General features: G+C 60.4%; 24 protein-coding genes. 10 read left to right on the top strand and 14 right to left on the bottom strand.

What is annotated here, in order from left to right; all coding sequences use genetic code 11:
- Positions 1–26: 26 nt before the first annotated feature.
- The 3 genes from ACM6IN_RS23005 to ACM6IN_RS22995 form a co-directional block, all read right to left on the bottom strand.
- A complete protein-coding gene (locus ACM6IN_RS23005; RefSeq protein ID WP_007909708.1) occupies positions 27–620 on the bottom strand; it encodes an HAD family hydrolase in 594 nt (197 codons plus the stop codon).
- Positions 617–1,486 carry an acyl-CoA thioesterase II gene (gene tesB, locus ACM6IN_RS23000; protein WP_414916754.1) on the bottom strand — a complete coding sequence of 290 codons (870 nt, stop codon included), beginning with the start codon at positions 1,484–1,486 and terminating at the stop codon, positions 617–619. Before tesB ends, ACM6IN_RS23005 begins: the two co-directional genes overlap by 4 nt.
- Before the next feature lie 109 nt (positions 1,487–1,595).
- Complete coding sequence (locus ACM6IN_RS22995) at positions 1,596–2,165, bottom strand: GNAT family N-acetyltransferase (protein ID WP_123375887.1); 570 nt, start codon at positions 2,163–2,165, stop codon at positions 1,596–1,598.
- Positions 2,166–2,247: 82 nt separating this feature from the next.
- On the opposite strand from ACM6IN_RS22995, the gene ACM6IN_RS22990 reads away from it, so the two are divergent.
- Together ACM6IN_RS22990 and ACM6IN_RS22985 are read left to right on the top strand one after the other, a co-directional pair.
- The gene (locus ACM6IN_RS22990; protein WP_007909706.1) at positions 2,248–3,168 is read left to right on the top strand and encodes a histone deacetylase; all 921 of its coding nucleotides are present in this window, start codon (positions 2,248–2,250) and stop codon (positions 3,166–3,168) included.
- 280 nt (positions 3,169–3,448) lie between these two features.
- Entirely contained in the window at positions 3,449–4,696 is a 1,248-nt protein-coding gene (locus tag ACM6IN_RS22985) for a TIGR03862 family flavoprotein (protein WP_414916753.1), read from the top strand.
- Positions 4,697–4,931: 235 nt separating this feature from the next.
- Here ACM6IN_RS22985 and ACM6IN_RS22980 read toward each other — a convergent pair whose 3' ends face one another.
- On the bottom strand, positions 4,932–6,269 hold the full coding sequence (locus ACM6IN_RS22980; protein WP_007909704.1) for a DEAD/DEAH box helicase: 1,338 nt from the start codon (positions 6,267–6,269) through the stop codon (positions 4,932–4,934).
- 52 nt (positions 6,270–6,321) lie between these two features.
- Positions 6,322–7,257, bottom strand: a complete 936-nt coding sequence (gene yedA / locus ACM6IN_RS22975; protein ID WP_095114045.1) for a drug/metabolite exporter YedA — start codon at positions 7,255–7,257, stop codon at positions 6,322–6,324.
- 162 nt (positions 7,258–7,419) lie between these two features.
- Here yedA and ACM6IN_RS22970 point away from each other — a divergent pair, with 162 nt between their 5' ends.
- Entirely contained in the window at positions 7,420–7,875 is a 456-nt protein-coding gene (locus ACM6IN_RS22970; RefSeq protein ID WP_414916752.1) for an Lrp/AsnC family transcriptional regulator, read from the top strand.
- Positions 7,876–8,005: 130 nt separating this feature from the next.
- On the opposite strand, the gene ACM6IN_RS22965 is transcribed toward ACM6IN_RS22970, so the two are convergent.
- The 3 genes from ACM6IN_RS22965 to ACM6IN_RS22955 all read right to left on the bottom strand — a co-directional run bounded on the left by ACM6IN_RS22965 (position 8,006) and on the right by ACM6IN_RS22955 (position 10,029).
- Entirely contained in the window at positions 8,006–8,611 is a 606-nt protein-coding gene (locus ACM6IN_RS22965; RefSeq protein WP_007909701.1) for a PolC-type DNA polymerase III, read from the bottom strand.
- A gap of 41 nt (positions 8,612–8,652) precedes the next feature.
- Positions 8,653–9,132, bottom strand: a complete 480-nt coding sequence (locus ACM6IN_RS22960) for an NYN domain-containing protein (protein ID WP_007949802.1) — start codon at positions 9,130–9,132, stop codon at positions 8,653–8,655.
- A 138-nt stretch (positions 9,133–9,270) separates the two neighbouring features.
- On the bottom strand, positions 9,271–10,029 hold the full coding sequence (locus ACM6IN_RS22955) for a DUF2076 domain-containing protein (RefSeq protein ID WP_414916791.1): 759 nt from the start codon (positions 10,027–10,029) through the stop codon (positions 9,271–9,273).
- A gap of 178 nt (positions 10,030–10,207) precedes the next feature.
- Here ACM6IN_RS22955 and ACM6IN_RS22950 point away from each other — a divergent pair, with 178 nt between their 5' ends.
- From ACM6IN_RS22950 to ACM6IN_RS22940, 3 genes are all read left to right on the top strand, one after another.
- Positions 10,208–10,882, top strand: a complete 675-nt coding sequence (locus ACM6IN_RS22950; protein WP_007909682.1) for a YciC family protein — start codon at positions 10,208–10,210, stop codon at positions 10,880–10,882.
- A gap of 74 nt (positions 10,883–10,956) precedes the next feature.
- Entirely contained in the window at positions 10,957–12,036 is a 1,080-nt protein-coding gene (locus ACM6IN_RS22945; protein WP_095114043.1) for an endonuclease/exonuclease/phosphatase family protein, read from the top strand.
- 51 nt (positions 12,037–12,087) lie between these two features.
- On the top strand, positions 12,088–13,008 hold the full coding sequence (locus ACM6IN_RS22940) for a hypothetical protein (RefSeq protein ID WP_414916751.1): 921 nt from the start codon (positions 12,088–12,090) through the stop codon (positions 13,006–13,008).
- A gap of 49 nt (positions 13,009–13,057) precedes the next feature.
- Here the strand turns inward: ACM6IN_RS22940 and ACM6IN_RS22935 are convergent, their stop codons facing one another.
- The 4 genes from ACM6IN_RS22935 to ACM6IN_RS22920 form a co-directional block, all read right to left on the bottom strand.
- Positions 13,058–13,894 (bottom strand): ABC transporter ATP-binding protein, encoded by an 837-nt coding sequence (locus ACM6IN_RS22935; RefSeq protein ID WP_007909677.1) that lies wholly within the window; start codon positions 13,892–13,894, stop codon positions 13,058–13,060.
- Positions 13,882–14,685: an ABC transporter permease gene (locus ACM6IN_RS22930; RefSeq protein ID WP_007909675.1), complete on the bottom strand. Its 804-nt coding sequence runs from the start codon at positions 14,683–14,685 to the stop codon at positions 13,882–13,884. Before ACM6IN_RS22930 ends, ACM6IN_RS22935 begins: the two co-directional genes overlap by 13 nt.
- A gap of 10 nt (positions 14,686–14,695) precedes the next feature.
- Complete coding sequence (locus ACM6IN_RS22925; protein ID WP_095114041.1) at positions 14,696–15,682, bottom strand: ABC transporter substrate-binding protein; 987 nt, start codon at positions 15,680–15,682, stop codon at positions 14,696–14,698.
- A 445-nt stretch (positions 15,683–16,127) separates the two neighbouring features.
- Positions 16,128–17,618, bottom strand: coding sequence for an aldehyde dehydrogenase (locus tag ACM6IN_RS22920; RefSeq protein WP_414916750.1), 1,491 nt, complete (start codon positions 17,616–17,618; stop codon positions 16,128–16,130).
- A gap of 221 nt (positions 17,619–17,839) precedes the next feature.
- On the opposite strand from ACM6IN_RS22920, the gene ACM6IN_RS22915 reads away from it, so the two are divergent.
- Positions 17,840–18,754, top strand: a complete 915-nt coding sequence (locus ACM6IN_RS22915) for a LysR substrate-binding domain-containing protein (RefSeq protein ID WP_414916749.1) — start codon at positions 17,840–17,842, stop codon at positions 18,752–18,754.
- 111 nt (positions 18,755–18,865) lie between these two features.
- On the opposite strand, the gene hrpB is transcribed toward ACM6IN_RS22915, so the two are convergent.
- Entirely contained in the window at positions 18,866–21,385 is a 2,520-nt protein-coding gene (gene hrpB, locus ACM6IN_RS22910) for an ATP-dependent helicase HrpB (protein ID WP_414916748.1), read from the bottom strand.
- Positions 21,386–21,749: 364 nt separating this feature from the next.
- Between hrpB and ACM6IN_RS22905 the strand changes: the two genes are divergently transcribed.
- Complete coding sequence (locus ACM6IN_RS22905; RefSeq protein WP_007909665.1) at positions 21,750–22,169, top strand: hypothetical protein; 420 nt, start codon at positions 21,750–21,752, stop codon at positions 22,167–22,169.
- Positions 22,170–22,181: 12 nt separating this feature from the next.
- Positions 22,182–23,090 (top strand): cation diffusion facilitator family transporter, encoded by a 909-nt coding sequence (locus ACM6IN_RS22900; RefSeq protein WP_123375878.1) that lies wholly within the window; start codon positions 22,182–22,184, stop codon positions 23,088–23,090.
- Here ACM6IN_RS22900 and ACM6IN_RS22895 read toward each other — a convergent pair.
- The gene (locus ACM6IN_RS22895) at positions 23,084–24,148 is read right to left on the bottom strand and encodes a DUF6515 family protein (RefSeq protein ID WP_414916747.1); all 1,065 of its coding nucleotides are present in this window, start codon (positions 24,146–24,148) and stop codon (positions 23,084–23,086) included. The genes ACM6IN_RS22900 and ACM6IN_RS22895 overlap by 7 nt on opposite strands.
- 450 nt (positions 24,149–24,598) lie before the next feature.
- Between ACM6IN_RS22895 and ACM6IN_RS22890 the strand changes: the two genes are divergently transcribed.
- Entirely contained in the window at positions 24,599–25,078 is a 480-nt protein-coding gene (locus ACM6IN_RS22890) for an Lrp/AsnC family transcriptional regulator (protein WP_008081091.1), read from the top strand.
- Positions 25,079–25,253: the final 175 nt, after the last annotated feature.

The raw sequence follows: 25,253 nt of genomic DNA, 5'->3' as shown, positions 1-25,253 counted from the left end.
TGAGGCCCGCTAAAGCAGCCAAGATTTCAGGCCAGCAGCATCCGCCGCAACTCGACACAATCCTTCGCATGCCAATCGGTCAGCTCCGGCCACGGGTTTTCCGGCAGATTCACCAGCACTGTCCGCGCGCCCGCCGCGCGGCCGCAATCCAGATCAAAGCGGTAATCACCGACCATCACCAGCTCACTCGCCGGCACGTCCCAAGCGTCTGCCAGTTTCAGCAAACCACCCGGATGCGGCTTCGGCGGTGCTTCATCACGGCCCAACACATCGTCCACCGCAAAACAGTCAGCCAAACCAATGGCCTCCAGCGTCACATGTGCCAATTCCCGCGCATTGCGGGTCAGAATGCCGAGGCGATAACCGCGTGCGTGCAGATCACGCACCAGCTCTACCGCCCCGTTGGCCGGGGTCGAACCCAGCGCCAGATCGCGCTCGTGCTCCAACAACCAGGCATGTTTCGCTGCTGCCTCATCCGCCGGCAATGCCGCAAGATGAGTGAGGATGTCGTCCTGCGGCGGAATCGCCAGCGCCACGCGAATCGCTGCAAAATCATGCACGGCGACGGTCAGCGTGCCGTCCATGTCGAACACCCAGTGCTTCACATCCTTCAGGCTCATGCCCAATCCTTGCGATGGCGGATCAAGCCTTCCTGCGTCACCGAAGCCACCAATTGCCCGGCGCGGTTGTACACGCTGCCACGGGAGAAACCACGGGAATTGCCGGCCCACGGGCTGTCCATCGCATAGAGCAACCAGTCATCGGCGCGCAGATCGTTGTGGAACCACAGCGCGTGATCGAGGCTGGCGACCTGCATGTCTTTCTGCCAGACCGACTTGCCGTGGGGCAGCATCGACGTGGTCAGCAAGCCGAAGTCCGAGGCGTAGGCCAACAGGTATTTGTGCAGGGCCGGAATGTCGGCCAACGCACCATCAGCACGGAACCACACGTACTTCACCGGATCCGCTGGCTGCGGGTTGTACGGATCCTTTTCAGTGACCGGGCGCACTTCGATCGGTTTCGGGCACAGCAGTTTTTCACGCATGTGTTCCGGGATCAGGTGCGCGCGTTGCTGGGTCAATTCCAGCTCCGACGGCAGGTTTTCCGGGCCGACCACCACCGGCATCTGGCTCTTGTGCTCGAAGCCTGCTTCGTCATACTGAAACGAAGCGCTGCAGGTGAAGATCGGATGGCCCTTCTGGATCGCCGTGACCCGACGAGTGCTGAAGCTGCCGCCATCGCGCACGCGATCAACCGAGTAGACCACCGGCAACTTGGCATCGCCCGGACGCAGGAAATAACCGTGCATCGAATGCACATGGCGCGCCTCTTCAACGGTCTGACTGGCCGCCGACAGCGACTGGCCGAGCACCTGGCCACCGAACAACTGACGGAAACCCAGATCCTGGCTGCGGCCACGGAACAGGTTTTCTTCGATCGGTTCCAGGGTCAGCAGGTCAACCAGATCTTCCAACACTTGGCTCATTCAGACTCTCCTCACACAAAGCTATGCCGCGCAGTCTTGGCTGCGGCGGCCGATTCAGATTCTGGCGCGGGCCAATGATATGGCGGCCATTGTAAACGTCCGTGTCGGCTTATCCATGCAAGGTTTGCAGCCATTGTTCGCGGGTGATGCGGTAGAGCACATGCCGGCGCAACGGATGATCGGCGGCAAGCTTGGGGTGATCGAAATCATCGTCCGGGGCGTGATGCATGCCGATCGCCTGCATGACTTTCTCCGACGGCAGATTGGATTGCGCGGTGAAGGAGACGATTTCCTTCAAGGCCAAGCGATCAAAGCCGCAGCGTAGAGCGGTCCATGCCGCTTCGCTGGCATAACCCAGGCCCCAATGTTCCTTGGCCAGGCGCCAGCCGATTTCCACTGCTGGGGTGAACGGCGCGTCGAAACCGACCACGCCAAGTCCGGTGAAACCGATGAATTCGCCGCTGTCCTTGCGCTCCAGCGCCCACAACCCGAAACCGTGCTCGGCAAAATGCCCGCGCACACGGCCGATCATTGAAGCGCTTTCCAGTCGGCTCAACGGGGCCGGAAAATAACGCATCACTTGAGGATCGGCGCACATCGCGGCAAATGCCGGCAAATCCTCGTCCTGCCACTGACGCATCAGCAAGCGCGCGCTTTCAAGTTCCAGTATCGGCTCCATCGTGCCCCTCCGTTTCCATGCCGCAAGTCTACATCGCTGGTAGGATCCTTCACTCTTTCCTACGTTCCTACATGAATTAGCCATGCCACTGCCGCTGATCTACCACGAAGACTACAGCCCTGAGTTTCCGGCGGATCACCGCTTCCCGATGGACAAGTTTCGTTTGCTGCGCGATCACCTGGTCGACAGCGGTCTGACCCGCGATGCCGACCTGCTGCGCCCGGAGATCTGCCCCAACGACATCCTCGCCCTCGCCCATGACCGTGCGTATATCGAACGCTACATGAGCGGCGAGTTGTCCCGCGAAGACCAGCGGCGCCTCGGCCTGCCTTGGAACGAAGCGTTGGCAAGGCGTACGGTGCGGGCCGTCGGCGGTTCGATACTGGCGGCGGAAAAAGCCCTTGAGCATGGCCTCGCCTGCCACTTGGCCGGCGGCACCCATCATGCGCATTACGATTACCCGGCGGGCTTCTGCATTTTCAATGACCTGGCGATCATCAGCCATTACCTGCTGCAAAGCGGTCGCGTGAATCGCGTGCTGATCTTCGATTGCGATGTGCATCAGGGCGATGGCACCGCGCGAATCCTGCATGACACGCCGGAGGCGATTACCGTTTCCCTGCACTGCGAGAAGAATTTTCCTGCACGCAAGGCGGAAAGTGACTGGGATATTCCGCTGCCCAAAGGCATGGGCGATGGCGATTATTTGAAGGTGGTCGATGACACGCTCAGCTATTTGCTGCCGCTGTATCAACCGGATCTGGTGCTGTACGACGCCGGCGTCGATGTGCACAAGGACGATGCCCTCGGTTATCTGCAACTGACCGACGCAGGCGTCGCCGCCCGTGATGAAAGCGTGATGCGCCATTGCCTGGGCCGCGATATTCCGGTGATGGGCGTGATTGGCGGCGGCTACAGCAAGGATCGCCACGCCCTCGCCCGTCGCCACGGCATCCTGCATCACAGCGCGCAACGGGTCTGGCAGTCACACGGTTGTCATTGAGTTGTGCTGCGTTACCCACAATCGCTGTGGAACGGCCTGTGGATAACCTGAGTGAAAGGGACTACAGGCCATATCCGACAGGGCCTACAGAGCACTGATCACTTTTCAACCAACAACTCAAGGCCACCTCAAATCCCTGTAGGAGTGAGCCTGCTCGCGATGCGTCAGCACCTTCAACATTAATTTGGCTGACACACCGCTATCGCGAGCAGGCTCACTCCTACAAGAGATCCGCGCTGTTAGAATGCGCGCCTTATCCCGCCATACCGCAGCGCATGCCATGACCCAGACTTCCGCCTCCTCCCCCGCTCACGTCGCCATCATTGGCGGTGGCCCCGCCGGCCTGATGGCCGCTGAAGTACTGAGCCAGGCCGGAATCCGCGTCGATCTCTACGACGGCATGCCCTCGGTGGGACGCAAGTTTCTGCTGGCCGGCGTCGGCGGCATGAACATCACCCACTCTGAAGCGTACCCGGCGTTTCTCTCGCGCTACGCCGAACGCGCGCCACAAATCGCCCCGCTGCTGCGCGGCTTCGACGCCGATGCGTTGTGCACATGGATTCACGATCTGGGCATCGAGACCTTTGTCGGCAGCTCCGGCCGCGTATTCCCCACCGACATGAAAGCCGCGCCGCTGCTGCGCGCCTGGCTCAAACGCTTACGCGACAGCGGCGTAGTTATCCACACCCGCCATCGCTGGCTCGGCTGGGATGAACACGGCGCGCTGCGCATCGACAGCCCGGAAGGTGAAATCACCGTCAAACCCGACGCCACCCTGCTCGCCCTCGGCGGCGGCAGTTGGTCGCGCCTCGGTTCCGACGGTGCCTGGATGCTGCCGCTGGAGCAACGCGGTGTAGGACTTGCGCCGTTGCAGCCAAGTAATTGTGGCTTCGAGGTGCAGGCTTGGAGCGAGTTGATGGTCAGCAAATTCGCCGGCGCACCGCTGAAAAATATCGCCATTGGTTTGAACGATGATGTACCGCGCTTGGGCGAATGTGTAATCACCGCTACAGGGATCGAGGGCAGTCTGATTTATGCGCTGTCGGCGCCGATTCGTGAGGCGATCAATCAGTACGGCGCAGCGACCGTTCACATCGATCTGCTGCCCGGCCGGCCTGTGGATAAATTGCAGGCAGCGTTGAGCAAGCCTCGCGGTTCGCGTTCGATGGCCAAGCATTTGCACAGTCAGGTCGGGATTGATGGGGTGAAAGCGGCATTGCTGCGTGAGCTGACCGATGCTGCGACTTTCGCCGATCCGGCGCTATTGGCGCGGGCGATCAAGGCGTTGCCGCTGACCTTGGTGAAAACCCGTCCGCTGGACGAAGCGATCAGCAGCGCTGGTGGCGTGACGTTCGAGGCGATGGATGAGCGTTTGATGCTCAAGGCGTTGCCGGGGGTGTTCTGCGCGGGGGAGATGCTGGATTGGGAAGCACCGACGGGCGGGTATTTGCTGACGGGGTGTTTTGCCAGCGGGCGGGCGGCAGGGTTGGGGATTGTGCAGTGGTTCAAGTCCGAGGCGTCTGCCTGAACCCTCACCCCAGCCCTCTCCCAGAGGGAGAGGGGGCCGACCGAGGTGTCTCACGTCATCCATCGACCTGAAAGACCGAGTCGATTATGGATTTGGTCAGACGACCTAGGTGTCAGGCGAAAGCTTTGTCGATTATGGATTCACAGCCATAGGATCAAGTCGGCGTACTTCGCGAGCATCCCCCAATCAGTCCCCTCTCCCTTGGGGAGAGGGTTAGGGTGAGGGGCTTTTGACCTTAAGGCTTACGCTTGCGCGGTCCAGTGTTAAACACCGGCACTTTACGCACAGGCTTGACCGAAGGCTCCGGCGCCTGCGTCTCGCCGCTATCGACCCACTTACCCAGATTGCGCTTGCCACCACCACCCGAAGCTTTCGGCTTCTTCGGTTTTTTCGGCTTCTTGATCACCTGACCGCTGGCGTCGGTGTCCGGCACGCGGTGCTCAGGTTCGAAATCCGGCTCGTTCTGACGCTTCAAGGTCTGCCGTGTCAGCATTTCAATCGCCGACAACATGTTCACTTCATCCGCACACACCAGCGAAATCGCCTCACCGGTTGCGCCAGCACGGCCGGTACGGCCAATACGGTGAATGTAATCCTCAGCCACGATCGGCAGATCGAAGTTGATCACCAACGGCAGATCTTCGATATCCAGCCCCCGCGCCGCTACATCAGTCGCAACCAGAATCTGCACTTCACTGAGCTTGAAACGATCCAGCGCTCGCTGACGGGTTGCCTGCGGTTTATCACCATGGATACCGTCAGCATTCACACCAAGGCCCTGAAGTTTTTCCACCAGCGCATCCACACCGTTGCGGGTCTTGGCGAACACCAGCACCTGCTTCCACTTGTTCTTGCGCATCAAGTGCACGAACAGCTCAGCCTTGCGCTTCTTGTCCACCGTCACGATCCACTGCTTGACCGTGTTGGCAGCCACGTTGCGCGGGCTGACCTCGACGGTCAACGGATCGTCGAGCATCTGCCCGGCCAGCAGGCGGATGTCATCGGAGAAGGTCGCGGAGAACAGCAGCGTCTGACGTTTCTTCGGCAGTGCGCGGTAGATGTTCGACAGTTCTTCGGAGAAGCCCAGATCGAGCATGCGATCGGCTTCGTCGAGCACCAGGGTTTGCAGCTGATTGAATTTCAGCGCCTTCTGGCGGAACAGGTCGAGCAGACGGCCCGGCGTCGCCACCAGCAGATCGACGCCGCCGCGCAGCTTCATCATTTGCGGGTTGATGCTGACGCCGCCGTACACCGCGTACGTGCGCAACGGCAGGTTTTCGGCGTACTGGCGCACGGCTTCGTGGACTTGTTCGGCCAGCTCACGGGTCGGCACCAGAATCAGCGCGCGCACCGAATTGGCGGCGACTTTCGGCCCTTCCATGGCCAGCAACTGCAGCAGCGGCAAGGCGAAACCGGCGGTTTTGCCGGTGCCGGTCTGCGCCGCTGCCATCAGGTCACGACCGGCCAGCACGGCCGGAATGGCTTGCGCCTGAACCGGCGTCGGGGTCTGGTAGCCGAGCTTCTCGAGGGAGCGCAGCAAGGGTTCGATCAGGCCAAGGGTGGCGAAAGTCATGGAAGTACCGTAGGAAAAAATGACGCAGGCATGCAATGCCGCGCAGTTTACCCTAATTCGTACGCGTTTCTGTGGGAACGGCTGTCGGCGCCACGACTGGCGGCTGTGCTGGCCGGCGCCACTGTGGCAAGCCAATCAACACCACGGCGCTGATGATCACCAGCATCGCCAGCGCTTCTTCGATGCCGATGGTCTCGCCAACGAACACGATCCCCAGCAACACCGCCACCGCCGGGTTGACGTAGGCATAACTGGTCGCCGCCGCCGGACGCACGTGCTTGAGCAGGTACATATAAGAGTTGAAGGCGATGATCGAGCCGAAGAAGATCAGGTACGCCAGCGCCAGCCAGCCTTCAATCGGCGGCACAGCTTGCAGGTGTTCACCACTGACGGCGCTACCAATCAGCAGCACCACACCGCCAACGAGCATTTCCACCGCACTGGCCATCGCCCCCTGCGGCAATGGCAGATGCTTGCTCCATACCGAACCGAACGCCCAGGTCGCCGCTGCGAAAATCAGCAACGCCGCGCCCAGCGGACTCGATTGCAGGTTGGAACCCATGTTGAGCATGGCGATACCGATAATCCCCAACGCCACCCCGGCCCACTCCAGACGGGTATTGCGCGCGCCCCAGAAATATCCACAGAGCAAGGTGAACAATGGCACCGTTGCCACCGCCAACGCCGCCACGCCGGAGGCCACACCGGTGTGCTCAGCCACACTCACCGCGCCATTACCAAAACTCAACAGCAAAATCCCGATGATCCCCGCCGCTTTCCACTGCGCCCAGGTCGGCGCCGGTGCCCCGCGCCAGCGCAGAAAGGCATACATCAACGTACCCGCGATCACAAAGCGCACACCGCCGAGCATCAGCGGTGGCCAGTACTCGACGCCGATGCGGATCACCAGATAGGTCGATCCCCAAATCACATACAACGCAAAAAACGCGGCGATCAGCGGCAAGGAAAAACGGCGCAAGGCAGGCATGGGCAGCTCGAAAGTCTGGGCAGGGGATGGATTATTCTAGAAAGGCCCACGACTAAAAATAAGTTACAAAACCTGTTTATAGCGCCGGTACACTTTGGAAAGAACGGAGATCGACGGCTTAAGCCGTGATTTCGAAAGTCTGGCATTTTCAGGAGTCCGGCCTTGGATAAATACGACCGCATGCTGCTCAGCGCCCTGTTGGAAAACGGCCGTGCGTCCTACGCCGATCTGGCGCGCAAAGTTAACCTCTCCGCCCCGGCAGTTGCCGAGCGCGTGGCCAAGCTTGAGGCATCGGGCGTGATCACCGGCTATGAGGCGAAAATTGACCTGTCGAAAATCGGCCTGCCGATCCAGTGCATGATCGAATTGCGCCTGCACCAGAACGGCAGTCAGAAGGTCTACGACGAGCTGGTGAAAATCCCGCAACTGACCGAATGCTTTCGAGTGACAGGTGATCCGTGCGTGATGATGAAGGCTGCGGTGGGATCGATGACGGAGCTGGAGGAGTTGATCAATCGGGTGGCGAAGTTTGGTTTCAGCAAGACCTCGATTGTGCTGTCGAGCGCCATCGAAAAGCGCGTGCCACTCAGCCAGATCGAAGGCAGCGGCAAATCCTGAGGATGATGACTCCTCCCTGTAGGAGTGAGCCTGCTCGCGATAGCGGCGCGTCAGTCGAAACGAATGTTGACTGACACACCGTCATCGCGAGCAGGCTCACTCCTACAGGGGGTCTGTGTTGGGCTTGGGATCAGCGATAGCGCTGCAGGTGCTCGCTGACTTTGGCGGCGGGGACTTTCTGCAACTTGCACAGCAGGTCATGCGATAGCTCGCTGACGCCGTGCTTGTGACGCAACTCATCAGCCAGATGCGCCATCAGATTGGCCGCCATCTCGGCATCGGCCATGGCCCGGTGAGCCTGGCCTGTGTGCGGCAAACGCGCAAACGTGGTGAGCGTACCGAGCTTGTGGTTCGGCGCCGCCGGCATCAGACGCCGGGCCAGCAGCAACGAACAGGCAAAGTTCTGCAACCGCGTGCGCTTGATCCGGCCCAACTCAAAATCCCAGAACTTCTGGTCGAAGGATGCGTTGTGCGCTACCAGCGGCGTGCAGCCGACAAACTCATTGACCTCTTCCATCACCCGCTCCGCCGGCGGCGCGGTGCGCAGCATGGCGTTGCTGATGCCGGTCAGTTGCTCGATAAACGCCGGAACGCGGACGCCGGCGTTCATCAGGCTCTGGTAACGCTCGACGATGCGGCCGTTCTCCAGCATGACCACGGCGATTTCCGTGGCGCGGCAGCTGCTGTTCGGCGACAGGCCGGTGGTTTCAAAGTCGATGACTGCAATGCGTTCCAAACCGGGTTCAACTCCGTACAAATCAATTCTTCAGTAGCCGCTCAATTTTTCAGCAGCAGCGCGCCTTCGATCGGCACGTAACGGCTGGCGGCGCGGATCAGCGAGTTGGCGGTCAGGCCGGGCACGCCGTAGGCGACCGCTTGCACGCCGTGTTTGCTGATAATGCGTTCGAGCAGCATGTCGAAATCGCCGTCACCGGAGGCCAGGACAATTTCGTCGACGTGGTCGGCGGCGTCCATGATGTCGAGGGTGATGCCCACGTCCCAGTCGCCCTTGGCCGAGCCGTCGCTGCGCTGGATGTAGGGCTTGAGTTTCACGGTGAAACCGAGGTTGCGCAGGATCTGCTGGAACTGCTGCTGTTTGCTGTCGCCACGGTCGATCGCGTAGGCGTAGGCCTCGACGATCTGCCCGTCCTTGCTGATGTCTGCCCACAATGCGGCGTAGTTGAAGTGACAACCATAGGCCTGACGCACGGTGTAGTAGAGGTTCTGCACGTCGGCGAACACTGCGATTTTTTTCACCGGAGTTCCTGTGGGCGCGCAAGCGCACGAAGCGGGATCAGGCGCAGGGCCCGAAAAAGGCGCTCAGTATGCCAGCCATCAGGAGGGTTCCGCGAATAATCGGCCCGGAGCCCTCAGGGGCTCCGGACGAATGGTGAGTCAGACGAAGGAATCGTCGTCATCGAAGAACGATGAGTTGTCATCGCTGTAGTCGGTGTCGGTAAAACCACTCTGGTCATTGCCAGCGTAGCCATTGTCCGCCACACGCTGGTCATCGCCCCAACCGTTGTTGCTCTGGTCGGCGACCTGCGCCGGTTCTTCCTTGATGACCTCAACGATTTCCTCCGGCTGCTGGTTGTGATGGAACAGGCTGCTGATGCCCTGCGCCAGCATCACACCACCGGCCACACCCGCGGCGGTTTTCAAGGCGCCGCCGAGGAAGCTGCTGCCGGCCGCCGGAGCGGCTTGCTGCGCATAGTTAGGCGGCGCTGCGCCGAAGTTCTGTTGTGGCGCAGGAGCACCGAAGTTCTGCTGCGGTGCCGGCTCACGCCAACCGCCAGTGGACGCCGGGGCGGCGCTCTGGGTCGGCGCCGGACGCGGGCTGCCACCAAAAATGCTCGACAGGAAACCGCCACCACCGCTCGGCGCCGGTGCGGCACTCTGCGCTTTGGCCGATTGCAGTTCAGCCTGCAACTGCTGGACCTGTTGAGTCAGTTGCTTGTTCTGCTCATCGAGGCTTTTGAGCGCCGCCTCTTGCACCAGAATCGCCTGGGTCATGAAATAACCTGCCGCTGGCTGGCGGGTCAGGTGTTCCTTGATCCGCGCCTCAGCCTGGGCATCGCGCGGGGCTGCCTCCGTTTCGGCCTGTTGCAGCCGGGAAAACAGTCCATCGATCAGGGTTTGCTCTTCGCTGTTCATGGCGACCTCGTAGATTGCCGGGGATAACATTGCCCTCGTCCACGTTGGCCGAGGTGCTCTCCTGTAATGGAGACGGTGACAAAACGTTTCAATGACCTTTACCGAATGTTTACGTTTGTGTCGCACCAGCCATCATCGGTTAAAGTGAGCCACTGTTTTCGACCTGCGATACCGACTGATGAATGCCCTCGAAGTGTTGCGCGACTCTCTGTATTTTTTCAAACGCCATTTGGGCAGCATCGTACGGTTGTGCCTGCCGCTGGTGATTTTCGAAGCGTTTTTACAACAAGTGGTCGATCGCGCCAGCGGGCCGGAAAATATCTCGGCCATCAGTATCGTCGTCGGTCTGCTGGTGTATCCGCTGTACACCGCAGCGCTGATCCTGTTCCTCGATGCGCGCAGCCGTGGCGAAGCGCCGCGCAACCGTGACCTGCTGGCAATGGCTGCGACCCTGTGGCCGCGCTTCGCGTTGCTCACGGCGCTCAATACCTTGCTGATTCTGTTGGGCCTGTCGCTGTATTTCCTGCCAGGCCTGATGCTGATGGTCATGCTCGCGTTCGGCGAATACCTGTTGGTGCTGCGCGGCATGGGGCCTTTGCAGGCGATGAAAGAAAGCCTGCGCCTGACCCGTGGACACTTCTGGCGGATCCTGCTGTGCATTCTCTGTGTGATGACGCCACTGTGGTTGCTCAAAGGCGCGACATTGGCGGTGTACCCCGAGCCGCAGAATCCGCTGATTGCCGTACTGATCGACAGTGCTCACAGCTTCCTGCAACTGTTCACCAGCGTGGTGTTGTTCCGCCTGTTCATGCTGATCAGCGAATTGCCTGACAAACGCGACAGAGTGGTCTGACAGCACTGCGCTTGGGCTTCGAGACGGCCGTCAGGTATGCTCGGGCCACTTTCTGTAACGCTATAAGCCGAGCCATGACCCGTCTACTGCGCTACACCCTGTTTCTTTCTGTGCTCGCCCTTGTGCTGATTGGCGCGCTGATCTTCAGCCTGACCTGGCGCCCGGACGCCCGCGAAACCCTGCCAGTCAGTTGCACAGGAACCCCACCGACGCTGGTGCCGGGCCAGGCGCTGAAAGTCATGACCTGGAACGTGCAGTATCTGGCCGGCAAGCGTTACGTGTTCTGGAATGATCTGGCCCAGGGCAACGATGAAGCGCCGACACAGGAAGACATGGCCTTCAGCCTCGACGAAGTGGCGCGGGTGATCCGCGACGAGCAGCCCGATGTGGTGCTGTTGCAGGAGCTCGATGACGGCGCCAAGGCCAGCGATTATCAGAACCAGCTAAAACTGTTGCAGGAACGCGTCGCCGACCTGTACCCGTGCAGCGCCAGCGCATTCGACTGGAAAGCCGATTTCGTCCCTGATCGACACGTTTTCGGCAGCGTTGGCCGGCAACTGGCAACCCTGAGCCGCTATCGCATCGAACACGCCGAACGCCTGCAATTGCCGGTTGCTGCGGCCAATTTCATCAGCCGTCAATTCCAGCCAAAAGACGCCCTGCTCGCGACCAAACTGCCCCTGAGCGATGGTGGGCAACTGACCGTTTTCAATACCCATCTGGAGCGTGCCAGCCAGCCCGATGACACGTTGCAGGCGCAAGTGAGCGCCGTGGCCAAAGTGCTCGACAAGTACGAAAGTCAGGGCCTGCCATGGTTGATCGGTGGCGATTTCAATCTGCTGCCGCTCGGCCAGTTCCGCCGCCTGCCTGCCGAGCAGCGCACGCCCTACTCCGCCGACAGCGAACTGCATCTGCTGTGGGACAAGTACCCGATGATCCCGACCAACAACGAAGCCAGCGGCATCGACCGTGCGCAGTGGCTGACCCACTACCCCAACGACCCCGGCCTGAATGGCCCGGATCGCACGGTCGACTATCTGTTTTACAGCCCGAAGATCAAACGGGTGGAAGCGAGGGTGCGCCAGGACGATACGCTGCGCATCTCCGATCATCTGCCGGTGATTGCGCGCTTCCTGCTGCCGGCGGCGCCCTAGGCAGGGCCGAGGAACATCGACCCGTCGCCCGAATTGACGATATGGAATCTCATGAAAATCTTATTGGTGTGCAAGGACATTGGTGGTTACGCGCGCAAACTGGCGGACTACCTGATGATCGACAATGACGTGTGTTTCATCGATACGTCAGCGATGCAGAACAGCTTTGATCGAGCGCCGAAGATCCTGCGCCGCCCGCTGAAACGCTGGGCGCAGTTACGCCAGTTCAAGAAGAGTATCGGTGCCTCAGGGCGCTTTGACGTTGCGTTGATCATCAACCCGGCGCAAATCGAGCCCAAGCAACTGACCGCCGGCCTCAATGCCAGCGAGCGCAAGATCGCCTACCTCTACGACAGTTTCAGTCGCTGGCCGATGACCCGGGAAGAACTTGCCGGTTATGACGAGGTGTTTTCTTTCGACCCGCAGAATGCTGAAAGCTACGGCCTGAAAAAGCTCCACAACTTCATTTACGACGACTACACCGCAGACGGCGAACCCGGTGAATACTCGGCGTTTGTGGTAATGGCGGGCAAGGATCGGGTGCCGGCACTTGAAGGCCTGGCGCAGGCATTCGATCGTCTCGGGGTGACCGATTACAAGTTTCTGGTGCAGTGCAAACCGATCCCGGGCGCGCATCCGGGTATCACGTTCTTCGAGCAGAGAATGTCACTGGCGTCTGTTGGCGAACTGGTAAAGCGCTCGCGCATCATTCTGGACATTTCCAAGCCTGGCCAGGCCGGGTTGAGCTTCCGTTTCTTTGAAGCCATGGCTTCACGAAAAAAAGTCATCACCACCAACAAGAGCGTGGTCGACTATGACTTTTACAACCCGGCGAACATCCTGGTCATTGATGAGGCCAACCCGGTGATTCCTGAACGGTTCATTACTGATCCGTATGTCGATGTGCCTGAACCCATCTACCAGCAATACACCCTGCAGGGCTGGGTCAAAACCGTGTTTGCCCAGCAGTGAAATCACATCGCCGGCTGCCCCACAATGGCCAGGTGACATGACCGTTGGATCAATGCACTTCTTCCAGGTCATCATGCAGCAACCCGAAGATCTGCCGCTTCATGTCAATGAACGAGCGCTCCATGACCATGTCGAGCGAGCGCGGACGTTCGATTGGCACGTCGAGAATCTGCTTGATCCGCCCCGGTTTCGCGCCCATCACATAGACCCGATCGCCGAGCAGAATGGCTTCGTCGATGTCATGGGTGACGAACAACACGGTCTTCTTGCTGTTGCCCCACACCCGCAGCAACAACTGCTGCATCTGCAGACGTGTCTGGCTATCGAGCGCACCGAACGGTTCGTCCATCAGTAGAATCTGCGGATCATTGGCCAGCGCGCGGGCGATCGCCACGCGCTGCATCATCCCGCCCGACAGTTGCTTGGCGTAGTTGTCGGCGAACCCGCCGAGGCCGACTTCGTTGACGTAATAATCGACGATCTCCTTGCGCCGCGCCGCCGGCATGCCGCGGCGTTTGAGGCCGAACTCGACGTTCTGCCGCACGGTCAGCCACGGGAACAGCGTGTAACTCTGAAAGACCATGCCGCGATCCGCACCGGGGCCTTGCACTTGCTGGCCGCCGACGTAGATCTCACCGGAGGTCGGCTCAGCCAGACCGGCGGTCAGGTACAACAGGCTCGACTTGCCACAACCCGATGGCCCGACCAGCACGGCAAACTGCTGATCCGGCACCTCGAACGAGACCTCTTCCAGCGCGGTAAACGTGCCGCCGTCAGGTTTCCTGTAACGCAGGCTGACCTTGTCCACCTGCAAGCGCGGCGCGGCTTGTGCCGGGGTCGCAACGGGTTCGATAAAACGATGATTGGCAGCAGTCACTGAGCCCATGCGGCAACCCTCAGGCGGAGAAAACGGAACAGTTGATCGGTGACCAGACCGAGCAGGCCGATGATCGCGATGGCGAGGAAAATCACGTCGACCTGAAAACCGCGCATGGCCTTCAGGCTCAGGTAACCCAAACCGCTGGACGCGGCGACCAGTTCAGCCACCACCAGATACGTCCAGGCCCAGCCCATAGTTACCCGTAGGGTATCGAGCACGCCCGGCACCGAGGCCGGCGCGATCACATGCAACACCGCATCGCGGCGACTGGAACCCAAGGTGTAGGAGGCGTTGATCAGGTCCTTGGAAATGCCTTTCGAGACGTCGGCGATCATCACCAACTGCTGAAAGAACACACCGAAGATAATCACCGACACGCGCTGCTCCAGACCGATGCCGATCCACAAGATGAACAGCGGCACAAACGAGGTCACCGGCAGGTAACGAATGAAGTTCACCAGCGGTTCAAGGAACGCCTGAACGATGCGAAAGCTGCCCATCAGCAACCCCAACGGCACCGCCACCAACGACGACACAATGAAGCCGACCATCACCACTTCGACACTCGCCCACACATGTGTGCCGAGCGTGCCATCGCGGCCCAGGCGCATGGCGGCTTCAACCACCGCGCCCGGCGTCGGCAAAAACATCCCTGGGACGATGCCGCCGTAAGACAGCCCGGCCCACAGGCCGACCAACAACACCCAGGCCAGAGCGCTGGCGCTCCACACCACTTGCACCGGCAACGCGGTTTTTGGCGTGAGGCTGCGGCTCAGCCACGAATTGCGCTTGAACATTGCACACCTCCTAGAGCGGGCTGACGAAACGGTTGTCGACCAGCTCGTCGTTGCTGACGTTGTAAGGTTTGCCCTGCAATTCGCTGGCGGTTTCGTTGGCCAGTTTGATCAGCGCTGCGCTGTCACCCGGTTTGCCCGGTGAGCCCAAGAGCTTCTCGCTCATGGCTTGATCGTAGAAACGCACGCCTTGCGCGGCGGCGGCCAGTTCCTTCGGATCGGACAGGTAACCGCCGACACCTTTGGCCATGATTTTGTAAGCGTCTTCCGGATGATCCTTGGTGTATTGCACGGCTTTGTACAAACCGGCGACCAGCGCCTTGACGTCTTCCGGTTGCTTCTCGATCACGCTGCAATTAAGCGCGACCACATCGACGATCACGCCGGGGGTGCTGCTGCTGTCGATCAGCACTTTGCCTTGTTGCTTGTCGCGGACCATCGACAGGTGCGGCTCCCAGGTCACCGCAGCGGGCACGCGACCGGCGATGAACGCGGTGGCGGCATCATCTGCGGTCATGTTCTGCACGGTGATGTCGCTCATCTTCATGCCGTTCTTTTTCAGCAAATAGGAGAGCCAGAACTGCGAGGTCGAACCTTCGTTGACGGCCACGGATTTGCCCTTGAGCTCTTGCAGGCTTTTCACATCCTTGCCGACCAGCACGCCATCGCCGCCATGGCTGTCATCCAGCGCCGCGACTGCTTTGAAGCAGAACTGCGGGCGGTATTTGAGCACTTCATCGATGGTCGACGCCGAGCCGGACAGTTGCCCGGACGCCTGCGCGGCCATGTACATCGACGCCTCTTCGACCACCGGCAATTCGACGGTCAGACCGTTTTCCTTGAAGTAGCCCAGGTCCTGAGCCAGATACAGGGTGCCGTAGCCGACCCACGTGGTGTGGCCGATGGACAGGGTCCCGGCCTGGGCGCTGGTCGCGACCGTGGCGGCAAGAGCAGTGATTGCCAGAGGGTGAGTGAGACGGAGACACAAGGACTTGATCATGGAGCACTCCCGACGCTGTTGATTTAGTTTTGTCATGGGCAGTACGGTCGCCGGCCGTTGTGCAGTTGCTGCCATGGGTCTCTCGCGGACGTTTGGGCGGACAACATTCGGCTGGCGGGCAAGATCGATGGTGGCCCATGTGCGCGGTGAGGAAAATCAGGAAATTGTTGGCTGCAAATGATGAAAAAACTGGGTAGTGCGCACTGCTAAAGGGCGGGGATTGCGGGGATGCGCGAGGTGGGTGCAGATTGGGGATTTTCGGCGGCGGGGAGAATGCTATCGCTGGCAAGCCAGCTCCCACAGGGATCGTGGATGTGCCTGGATTGTGTGAACAACGCTGAAACCTGTGGGAGCTGGCTTGCCAGCGATGGTGCCGAAGCAGTCAATATCCATGCTGCTGACCCACCGCATTCGCGAGCAAGCTCGCGAAGGGGGCAACTCGGTCTCAGCGCAACTGGAACCAGGTGGTTTTCAGCTGGGTGTATTTGTCGAACGAATGCAGCGACAGATCCCGACCAAACCCCGACTGTTTCCCGCCGCCAAAGGGCACCGTCACATCCAGCGCATCCACCGTGTTGACCGACACCGTACCCGCCCGCAACTGCCGCGCCACACGATGTGCGCGGTTGAGGTCATCGGTCCACAACGACGCCGCCAGTCCATACACACTGTCATTGGCCAGCCGAATAGCCTCGGCCTCATCATCGAACGGCATCACCGCCAGCACTGGCCCGAATACCTCTTCGCGAAACAGCGGCATGTCGGCGGTTATACCGGTGAAAATCGTCGGTTCAATGAAGTTGTCAGAGCCATTCAAGCGCCGCTGCCCACCGCCACAAACCCGGGTCGCCCCCGACTGCTCGGCGTTGCGAATGAAGCGCATGATGCCCACCGTCTGCCTGTGATCAACGATGGCGCCAGCGCTGCTCTGCGGATCCAGCGGATCACCGGGTAACCACCGTTCAGCCTGTGCTTTCAGCCGTTCCACGAACTCATCATGAATCGAACGCTCCACCAGCAAGCGCGAATTGGCCGAGCAGACTTCGCCCTGATTGAAGAAGATCCCGAACGCCGCTTTCTCCGCCGCCAGATCCAGATCCTGACAATCGGCGAACACCAGATTGGCGCTCTTGCCACCGCATTCCAGCCACACCTGTTTGAGGTTGGATCGAGCTGAATATTCCATGAAGTATTTACCCACCTGCGTCGAGCCGGTGAACACCAGGCAATCGACATCCGCGTGCAAACCCAACGCCTTGCCGGTCTGTTCGCCAAGCCCCGGCAACACGTTCAACGCACCCGCTGGCAGCCCCGCTTCCAGCGCCAGCTCAGCCAGACGCAAGGCCGAAAACGGCGATTGCTCGGCCGGTTTTAAAATCACCGAATTGCCCGCCGCCAGCGCCGGGGCGAGTTTCCACGCGGCCATGTCCAATGGGAAATTCCACGGCACCACAGCAGCGACTACACCGAGTGCTTCACGGGTGATGGTCGCCAGCACATTCGGCGCACTGGGCGCGACCTGATCGTAGAGTTTGTCGATGCTTTCGGCGTACCAGCGAAACACCCCGGCGGCGCCCGGCACGTCGATGTTGTAAGCGTCCATCACCGGTTTGCCCATGTTCAGCGAGTCGAGCAAGGCCAGCTCTTCGCGATGACTCATCAGCAGATCAGCCAAGCGCAGCAGCACTTGCTTGCGCTCGGCTGGAGATCGTTGCGACCACGTACCGGCCTCAAACACTTGTCGCGCATTGCGCACTGCGACGTCGACATCCGCCTCGCCACACGCAGCGACATTCGCCAGGCATTGCCCGGTCGCCGGGTTGATCGCGGCAAAGGTCTGCCCCGATTGCGCAGCGCAATGTTTGCCGTCGATCACGGCCTGGTCGGGAAACTTCAATGCAACGGCACGGCGCTGCCACTCTGCAAGCTCGAACACGACAGATGCTCCTGAGACGTTATTGTCCGTCGATGGTCGCTCAGGCCCACACGGGCTAAAAATAGTAAAAATGTCTTCGCTGGCAATAAAAAAGCGGGGCAATGACTTCCCCCAAACGCTGTGCAGATGGCTATGGTTGAAGGATAAAAACATCGTCGTGCAATGGACGTGGCGGCGCACAAATTGCTTTGAAGTCGAGTCCGCTCGTCCTGAGGTTTGCCGTGGCCGCCTACAATTTGCGTCAGCTGAAGTATTTCATCACCACCGTCGAATGCGGCAGCGTTGCCGAGGCTTCACGCAAGCTGTACATCGCGCAGCCGGCGATTTCCACCGCGATCAAAGGACTGGAAGACAGCTTCGGTGTGCAACTGCTGATCCGTCATCACGCCCAAGGTGTGTCACTGACGCCAAGCGGTGCGCGGTTTTTTCGCAAGGCTCAAGAGTTGCTGCGCATGGCCAAGGAGTTCGAACAGAACGCCCTCGCCGACAACGACGTGATCGCCGGGCAGATCGATATTGGTTGTTTCGAAACGGTCGCGCCGTTGTACCTGCCGCAGTTGATCGCCGGTTTCTCGGCGCTGTATCCGGGCGTTCAAATCCGCATTCGCGACGGTGAACAGCAAGAGCTGGTGCAAGGCCTGACGTCAGGCGCGTTCGATCTGGTGATTCTTTATGAACATGAACTCGACGCGACCATCCAGACCGAACCGCTGATGCCGGCGCAACGCCCGTATGCGCTGTTGCCCGCCGACCACCGTTTTGCCCAATACAAGCAAGTGTCGCTGCGCGATCTGTGTCTGGATCCGATGATCCTGCTCGACGTGCAGCCGAGCCGGACTTACTTCGTCAGCCTGTTTGAAGAACTGGGGCTGACGCCGCGCATCGAGTTCAGCTCGCCATCGATTGAAATGGTACGCGGGATGGTCGGCCAGGGTTTCGGCTTCTCGATTCTGGTGACCAAACCGCATTCGGAATGCACCTACGACGGCAAGAAAGTCGTGTGCGTGGACATCGTCGAAGATGTCACCGGTTCGGGTTTGGTCGCGGCATGGCTCAAGCGCGGGCAACTGACCAAACCGGCGCAGTTGTTCGCCGATTATTGCCGCGAGCAATTGACCGCAAAGACTCACCTTTAACAGCAAAGATCGCAGCCTGCGGCAGCTCCTACAGTATGTCGGTGTCGTACCGTCATTTTGTGGCCGACTTCAATTCGGTAGGAGCTGCCGAAGGCTGCGATCTTTTGCTCTTCAGGTCCCGCGCGGTTTGGCTCGCGCGGTCGCTTCGGCCACCAGCGGATCATCCGGCCAATAGTGCTTCGGATAGCGGCCCTTCAAATCCTTCTTCACCTCGGCATAGGTGCTGCGCCAGAAGTTGGCCAAATCCTGCGTCACCTGCACCGGCCGCCGCGCCGGCGACAGCAGATGCAACTTGACCACCTGCCGCCCGCCCGCAATCCGAGGCGTGTCCGCCAGCCCGAACAACTCCTGCAAACGCACAGCCAGAATCGGTGGAAACTCGCTGTAGTCCAGACGAATCGACGACCCCGACGGCACACTCAGATGATGCGGCGCCAGCTCATCGAGCTTTTGCGGCAGCGGCCATGGCAGCAGATTGCGGACGATGCTCGACAGATCGAGATTGGCAAAATGACTGAGTCGCGAGACCTTGCCCAGATACGGCATCAGCCAGTCTTCGAGGGTATCGAGCAACGTCGCATCGCTGACATCCGGCCATTGACTGTCGTCCTGATTGTTCAATTCCAACTGCCGCAACAACGCCACGCGCGCCTGCCACTGGCGCAGCTCCGGCGTCCACGGCAGCAGCTCCAGCCCCTTGCGCCGCACCAGATTGACCAGTGCCTGACTGCGCGCATTTTCATCGAGACCGGTCAGCGGTTCACGGCTGAGAATCAGCTCGCCGACCTTGCGCTGACGCTCGGCGCGCAACACGCCTTCGCGCTCGTCCCAGTCCAGTTGATCGACGTTGCGCACCTGTTCGGCCAACACCGAATCGAACAGCGCCGGGTCGAAATCCGCCGCCAGATAAATCCGTTCTTCACGCTGGCCCTGACGGCTGCCGAGGTCGGCAATGACGATCCACGGCTCTTTCATCAGGCTGTCGGCTTCGGCGAATAGCGCCGCACGACCATTGGCCAGGCGATATTCGGCGCCACCGGCACGCCGCTGTTGCGCGACGCGATCCGGATACGCCAGCGCCAGCAAAGCGCCGAGCCAACGCGGATGATCGGGATCGCTGACCGGCTCGCTGGCCTTGCCGCGCAAGTAACCGCGATATTGCCGCGCCAGTTGCTTGGCGCGCTGCACACCACCCTGCGCACCTCGAGCCGCACGTTCCTCACCCGAGAGCAACACCAGACGACTGTGCAGATCCGCCCCGGCGCCACGCAAGATATCGCGTTCACCAAGCAATGCGGCGACGTCGCAGGCCATGTTGGCCAAACCCAATGCCTGACCGCGCAACAGCAAATGACCGATGCGCGGATGCGCCGGTAACTCAGCCATGGCCTGACCATGAGTGGTCAGCGCCTCACCTTCCAGCGCGCCAAGCCTTTGCAACAAATCCTGCGCCTGCGCATAAGCCGCCGCTGGCGGGACATCCAGCCAGACCAGTTCGCCCGGCGTCACGCCCCAGCGCCCCAGTTGCAGGGCGAGGCTGGCAAGATCCGCCGAAAGAATTTCCGCGCTGCCATACGCTGCCAATTGTTCGTGCTGATCCTGCGACCACAAGCGATAACAAACACCCGGTTCCAGTCGCCCCGCCCGGCCCGCGCGCTGAGTGGCACTGGCCTTGGAAATCCGCTGGGTATCGAGACGCGTCATGCCGCTGCCGGGATCGAAACGCGGCACCCGCGCCAGCCCGGCGTCGATGACTACGCGCACACCGTTGATGGTCAGACTGGTCTCGGCGATATTGGTCGCCAGCACCACTTTGCGCTGCCCGGCCGGCGCCGGATCGATCGCCGCACGTTGCGCATTGAGGTCGAGTTCACCGTGCAACGGACACAGCAATACATCGCTGCGTGAGCCGATGGCATCGGCCAATTGCTGGTGGACGCGACGAATCTCGGCCTGCCCCGGCAGAAACACCAACAGGCTGCCGGTTTCGTCGTGCAGCGCTTCAAGCACGGTTTGGGTGACGCGTTGATCAATGTATTCGCCGGGCTGAAACGGACGGCCCCAGCGCATCGTCACCGGATACATGCGGCCTTCGCTGCGCAGGATCGGCGCATCATCCAGCAACCCGGCCAGACGTTCACCTTCGAGCGTGGCCGACATCAGCAAAATCTTCAGCGGCTGTTCAGCGCGGAACAGCTCGCGACCGTTCAGACTTAACGCCAGCGCCAGATCGGCGTCGAGGCTGCGTTCGTGAAATTCGTCAAAGATCAGCAGACCCACGCCTTCCAGCGCCGGGTCATCCTGCAGACGCCGGGTGAGAATGCCTTCGGTGACCACTTCGATACGCGTATCGGGGCCGACCTTGCTGTCGAGACGGATGCGATAACCGACGGTTTCCCCGACCTTCTCGCCCAGCTCACTGGCCAGACGTTCTGCCGCCGCACGCGCGGCGAGACGGCGCGGCTCGAGCATCAGAATGGTCTGCCCGGCCAGCCACGCTTCATTGAGCAAGGCCAAGGGCACACGGGTGGTTTTACCGGCGCCGGGCGGTGCTTCGAGCACGGCTTCGTGGCGCGTCGCCAAGGCTTCACGCAGAGCGGGTAAAACGTCATCGATTGGCAAAGAATTCATGCTGGCTCCCCAGGGCGTGCCCACAGTAAATTGCGAGTCGCGTTAAAGCGGTGAGCGTGCCAGGCAAGGCGCGGGACGCAGGTAAGGGTCGTTTCCTTGCCAAGTCCCGCAACGCAGCATGGCGCGCTCACAGCTTTAGCCCGGAGGGCCGAACCCCGATAGGATTCGTTGGCCTTCACGCGGTGTCGATCTGGAGAAAACAACTTCAATCCTCAACGTATTTCGGTAGGGGTGAGACGAGGCCGCAATTTACTGTGGGCACGCCCTGCCAGCGGCGAGTATAACGGCGAACTGCGAGGCGTTCGTCAGGGTCTTAACTTCACACGACGACGCTTCGTTCTTAGATCAATCAGGAGATTTCCCCATGCGCTTACCTTTTCGCCTGATCGGCGGTGTACTGGTCGCCACCCTGCTCACGCAAATCACCGCGTGCGGTTCGATTTTCTACCCGGACCGGCGCGGTCAGATCGACGGCAAGATCGACCCGGCGATTGCCGTGCTCGACGCCGTGGGCCTGCTGTTCTACGTCATTCCCGGGCTGATCGCGTTTGCCGTCGACTTCGCCACCGGCGCGATCTATTTCGAACCGGGCCACACCGCGCAGATCGATCCGGCCAAACTCAAGCAAGCCATTGGCCCGGACGGTCAAGTCGATAATCACAAGTTGCAGGCTATTCTCGAAAGCGAGTTGGGCCGAGATTTCCCACTGGATGACCCGCGCCTGATTCAACACAAGGGCAGCACTCAACAACTGGCGATGTTCGGCCTGCAACCCGCCGCTTAAAAAGGAAGTTAAATGACATCCAGCCCCGAACACGCCCGCCTGCTACGGCTGGCGACCCGCGCCTCGGTGGCGGTGGCGTGCACGCTGATCATCGCTAAAGCCATCGCCTGGTGGCTCAGCGGTTCGGTGAGCATGCTCGCCGGCCTCACCGACTCGGCGCTGGATGGCGTCACTTCGCTGCTCAATCTGCTGGCAGTGCATTACGCGCTGCGCCCGGCCGATGACGATCACCGTTATGGTCACGGCAAGGCGGAATCGCTGGCGGGCATGGCGCAGGCGCTGTTCATTGGCGGCAGTGCGGTGTTGATCGCGCTTCAGGCCTATGAACGCATCCAGCATCCGGAACCGCTTGGCGCGCCGTGGATCAGCATTGGCGTGATCATTTTCTCATTGCTGCTGACGGTGGCCTTGCTGGTGCTGCAGCATCGAGTGATCAAGCAGACCGGTTCCAATGCCGTGCGTGCCGACTCACTGCATTACCGATCCGATCTGTTACTCAACGGCAGTATTCTGGTGGCGCTGATGTTGGCCGGGTTCGGCTGGCATCAACTGGATGCGTGGTTCGGACTTGGCATTGCCGCCTATATCCTGTGGAGTGCGATCCAGATCGCCCGGGAAAGTTTTTCGGTGTTGATGGATGAAGAACTGCCAACAGATGTCAGTCAGCACATGCTCGAACTGGCGTGCAGTGTGCCGGGCGTATTGGGCGCGCATGACTTGCGCACGAGGATTTCCGGCAACCACTGGTTCGTGCAGTTGCACCTGGAGTTGCCGGGGGAGCTGACCCTGTCAGTGGCGCACGGCATCAGCGACCAAGCCGCCGATGCCATTCACAAGGCCTACCCGCGAGCCGAAGTGCTGGTGCACGCCGACCCGCAGGAAGTGGTCAAGTCAGAGCGGGCGCAAACCCGGCTTCAGTAACTGACCTGATAACCGCGACTGCTCAGGCAATTGCCCTGCGCCTGACGGTACGTCTGCACCACTTCGGGCGCCGGTTGATACGTCGCGGTGCGCGGATCGAAACCGCTTTGCTGCACCGCGTACTGGTAGCACTGATAACCGTCTTGCTGCACCTGCTCCGGCGACTGGCCGTTGGCCGGATACGCTTCGACGTCATAGCCTTGGGATTGCGGCTGCGGCTGTTGCTGCACCGGCGGCTCGACCACCACGTAATCCTGCGTCGCTTCCTGATACGCGTAGTAGGAACCGGCGGCGAGGAACAGCAGCGAACCACCGATCCACACCTCACGGGCGTAATCCGGCAAATACTGGATGCGAATCCCGCGCGGCGGCTGCACGACGATGTAGCGCGGGCCTTGCGGGCGATACCAGTAGCCGCCGGAAAAGAAGTAATCCTGACCACGATACGGCACGCGGTAATCGCGATCCGGGAAGCGGTCGATCACATGTCCCGGCCGGTATTGCGGGCCTGGGCCCCAACCGTTGCCATGCCCGTCGGGGCGCCCCGGCCAGCGATTGTCGTTGGGCCGGTTGCCGGTCTGCCATTGCTGGTTGTGGTAACCGTTCTGCGGACGCTCGTCGCGGTAGTAACCCTGACGCGGCTCTTGAGTCTGGCGTACGGCGTCGGGCCGTGGCTGGATCGGCAGGCTGTTGGCCGGCAGTTGCGGCGGTGGTGGCGGCTGACGTACCGGGTTGGGGTTGTAAGCCGGGCGATTCTGATCGCGGTTCTGCCACTGGCCATTGTTGTTGCCGTTGTGCTCGAACTGGCGGCTGTTGTCGCCACGAATGATTTCGTTGTTCTGCGGGCGCGGCTGATTCTGTTGCGGCTGATTCTGCGATGGATTGTTCTGCGGACGCGGCTGATTGTTGCCGCCACGGCCCTGATTGTTGCCCTGATGATCCTGGCCGTGGCCTCCGCCCTCCGGGCCGCGATTCTGTGGCTCATCGGCGAGCGTTTGCACACTGACACTCACACACAGCAAACCAACACTGGCCAGACGCCAAATGCGCGAATTCATGCTTTTTCTCACTGCGGGGCTGTAAATGTAAGAGGACTTGTAGCTAAGACCGGGATTACACACACCGGGTTCTGCAACAGGTTATCAGTCACGCAACTTATTTATTGAGCGCCCGGCATGAAATCGCAGGCAAGAAAAAAGGGAGACCCGTCGGCCTCCCTTCTAGAGAACTTCGTCCTGGCTCGACGCTTTTGACGTCGGCTCACCTCACGCCGTCTTCTGGACAGTGTGCAGCTCGGGGGCCGGCACAACCCCGGTGGGGGTGGCGGCCGCGGCAGGCCGGATAGGGCGGGCCGCGTGGACTGTGTTACCGAGCAGTGATTCTGGTGATAAGAATAGGCCTGAGACGGCGGCAGAGGATTGCGAAGATTGCTGAAATAAACACCACTTGCGCAATTTTTAACCCTGGATAGATAATCCGCCGCAATAGTTACAACCAAGGACAGATTGATGAGCAAACTCGACCGTTACGACCTGAGCATTTTGGCGGAATTGCAGCGCGACGCCCGCATCTCCAACCAGGAATTGGCCGAGCGCATCGGTCTGTCGCCCTCCCCTTGCTCGCGCCGGGTCAAGCAACTGGAAGACGACGGCTACATCTCACGTCAGGTGGCGTTGCTCGATCGCAAGATGCTCGGGCTGAGTCTGACCGCATATGTGCTGATCGGCATGGACCGGCATACGCCGGAGCGTTTTGAGAACTTCGAGGCGGCGATTCGCACGTTGCCGCAGGTGTTGGAGTGCAGTCTGGTGACGGGTGTGGATGCCGATTACCAATTGAAAGTGGTGGTGCCAGATATGGATCACTATCAGAAATTGTTGCTGGGACATTTGACGCGGATTGAAGGGGTGACGAGTGTGCGCTCGAGTTTTGTGCTGAATCAGGTGCTCAACAGCACAGAACTGCCGCTGACCCACCTGCGCAACTGATCAAAAGCCCCTCACCCCAGCCCTCTCCCGGAGGGAGAGGGGGCCGACCGTGAGATGCTGAAGAAGTACGCCGACCTGAGCGTTCTGCTGTGAATTCATAATCGACTCGATCTTTCAGGTCGATGTATGACGCCAGACACCTCGGTCAGTCCCCTCTCCCTACGGGAGAGGGCTA

Origin of the sequence: Pseudomonas sp. IT-P395 (genome assembly GCF_949767675.1) — a bacterium.
Lineage (GTDB): Bacteria > Pseudomonadota > Gammaproteobacteria > Pseudomonadales > Pseudomonadaceae > Aquipseudomonas.
The sequence above is the reverse complement of the archived record's forward strand: the minus strand, read 5'-3'. Positions and strand labels throughout refer to the sequence as shown.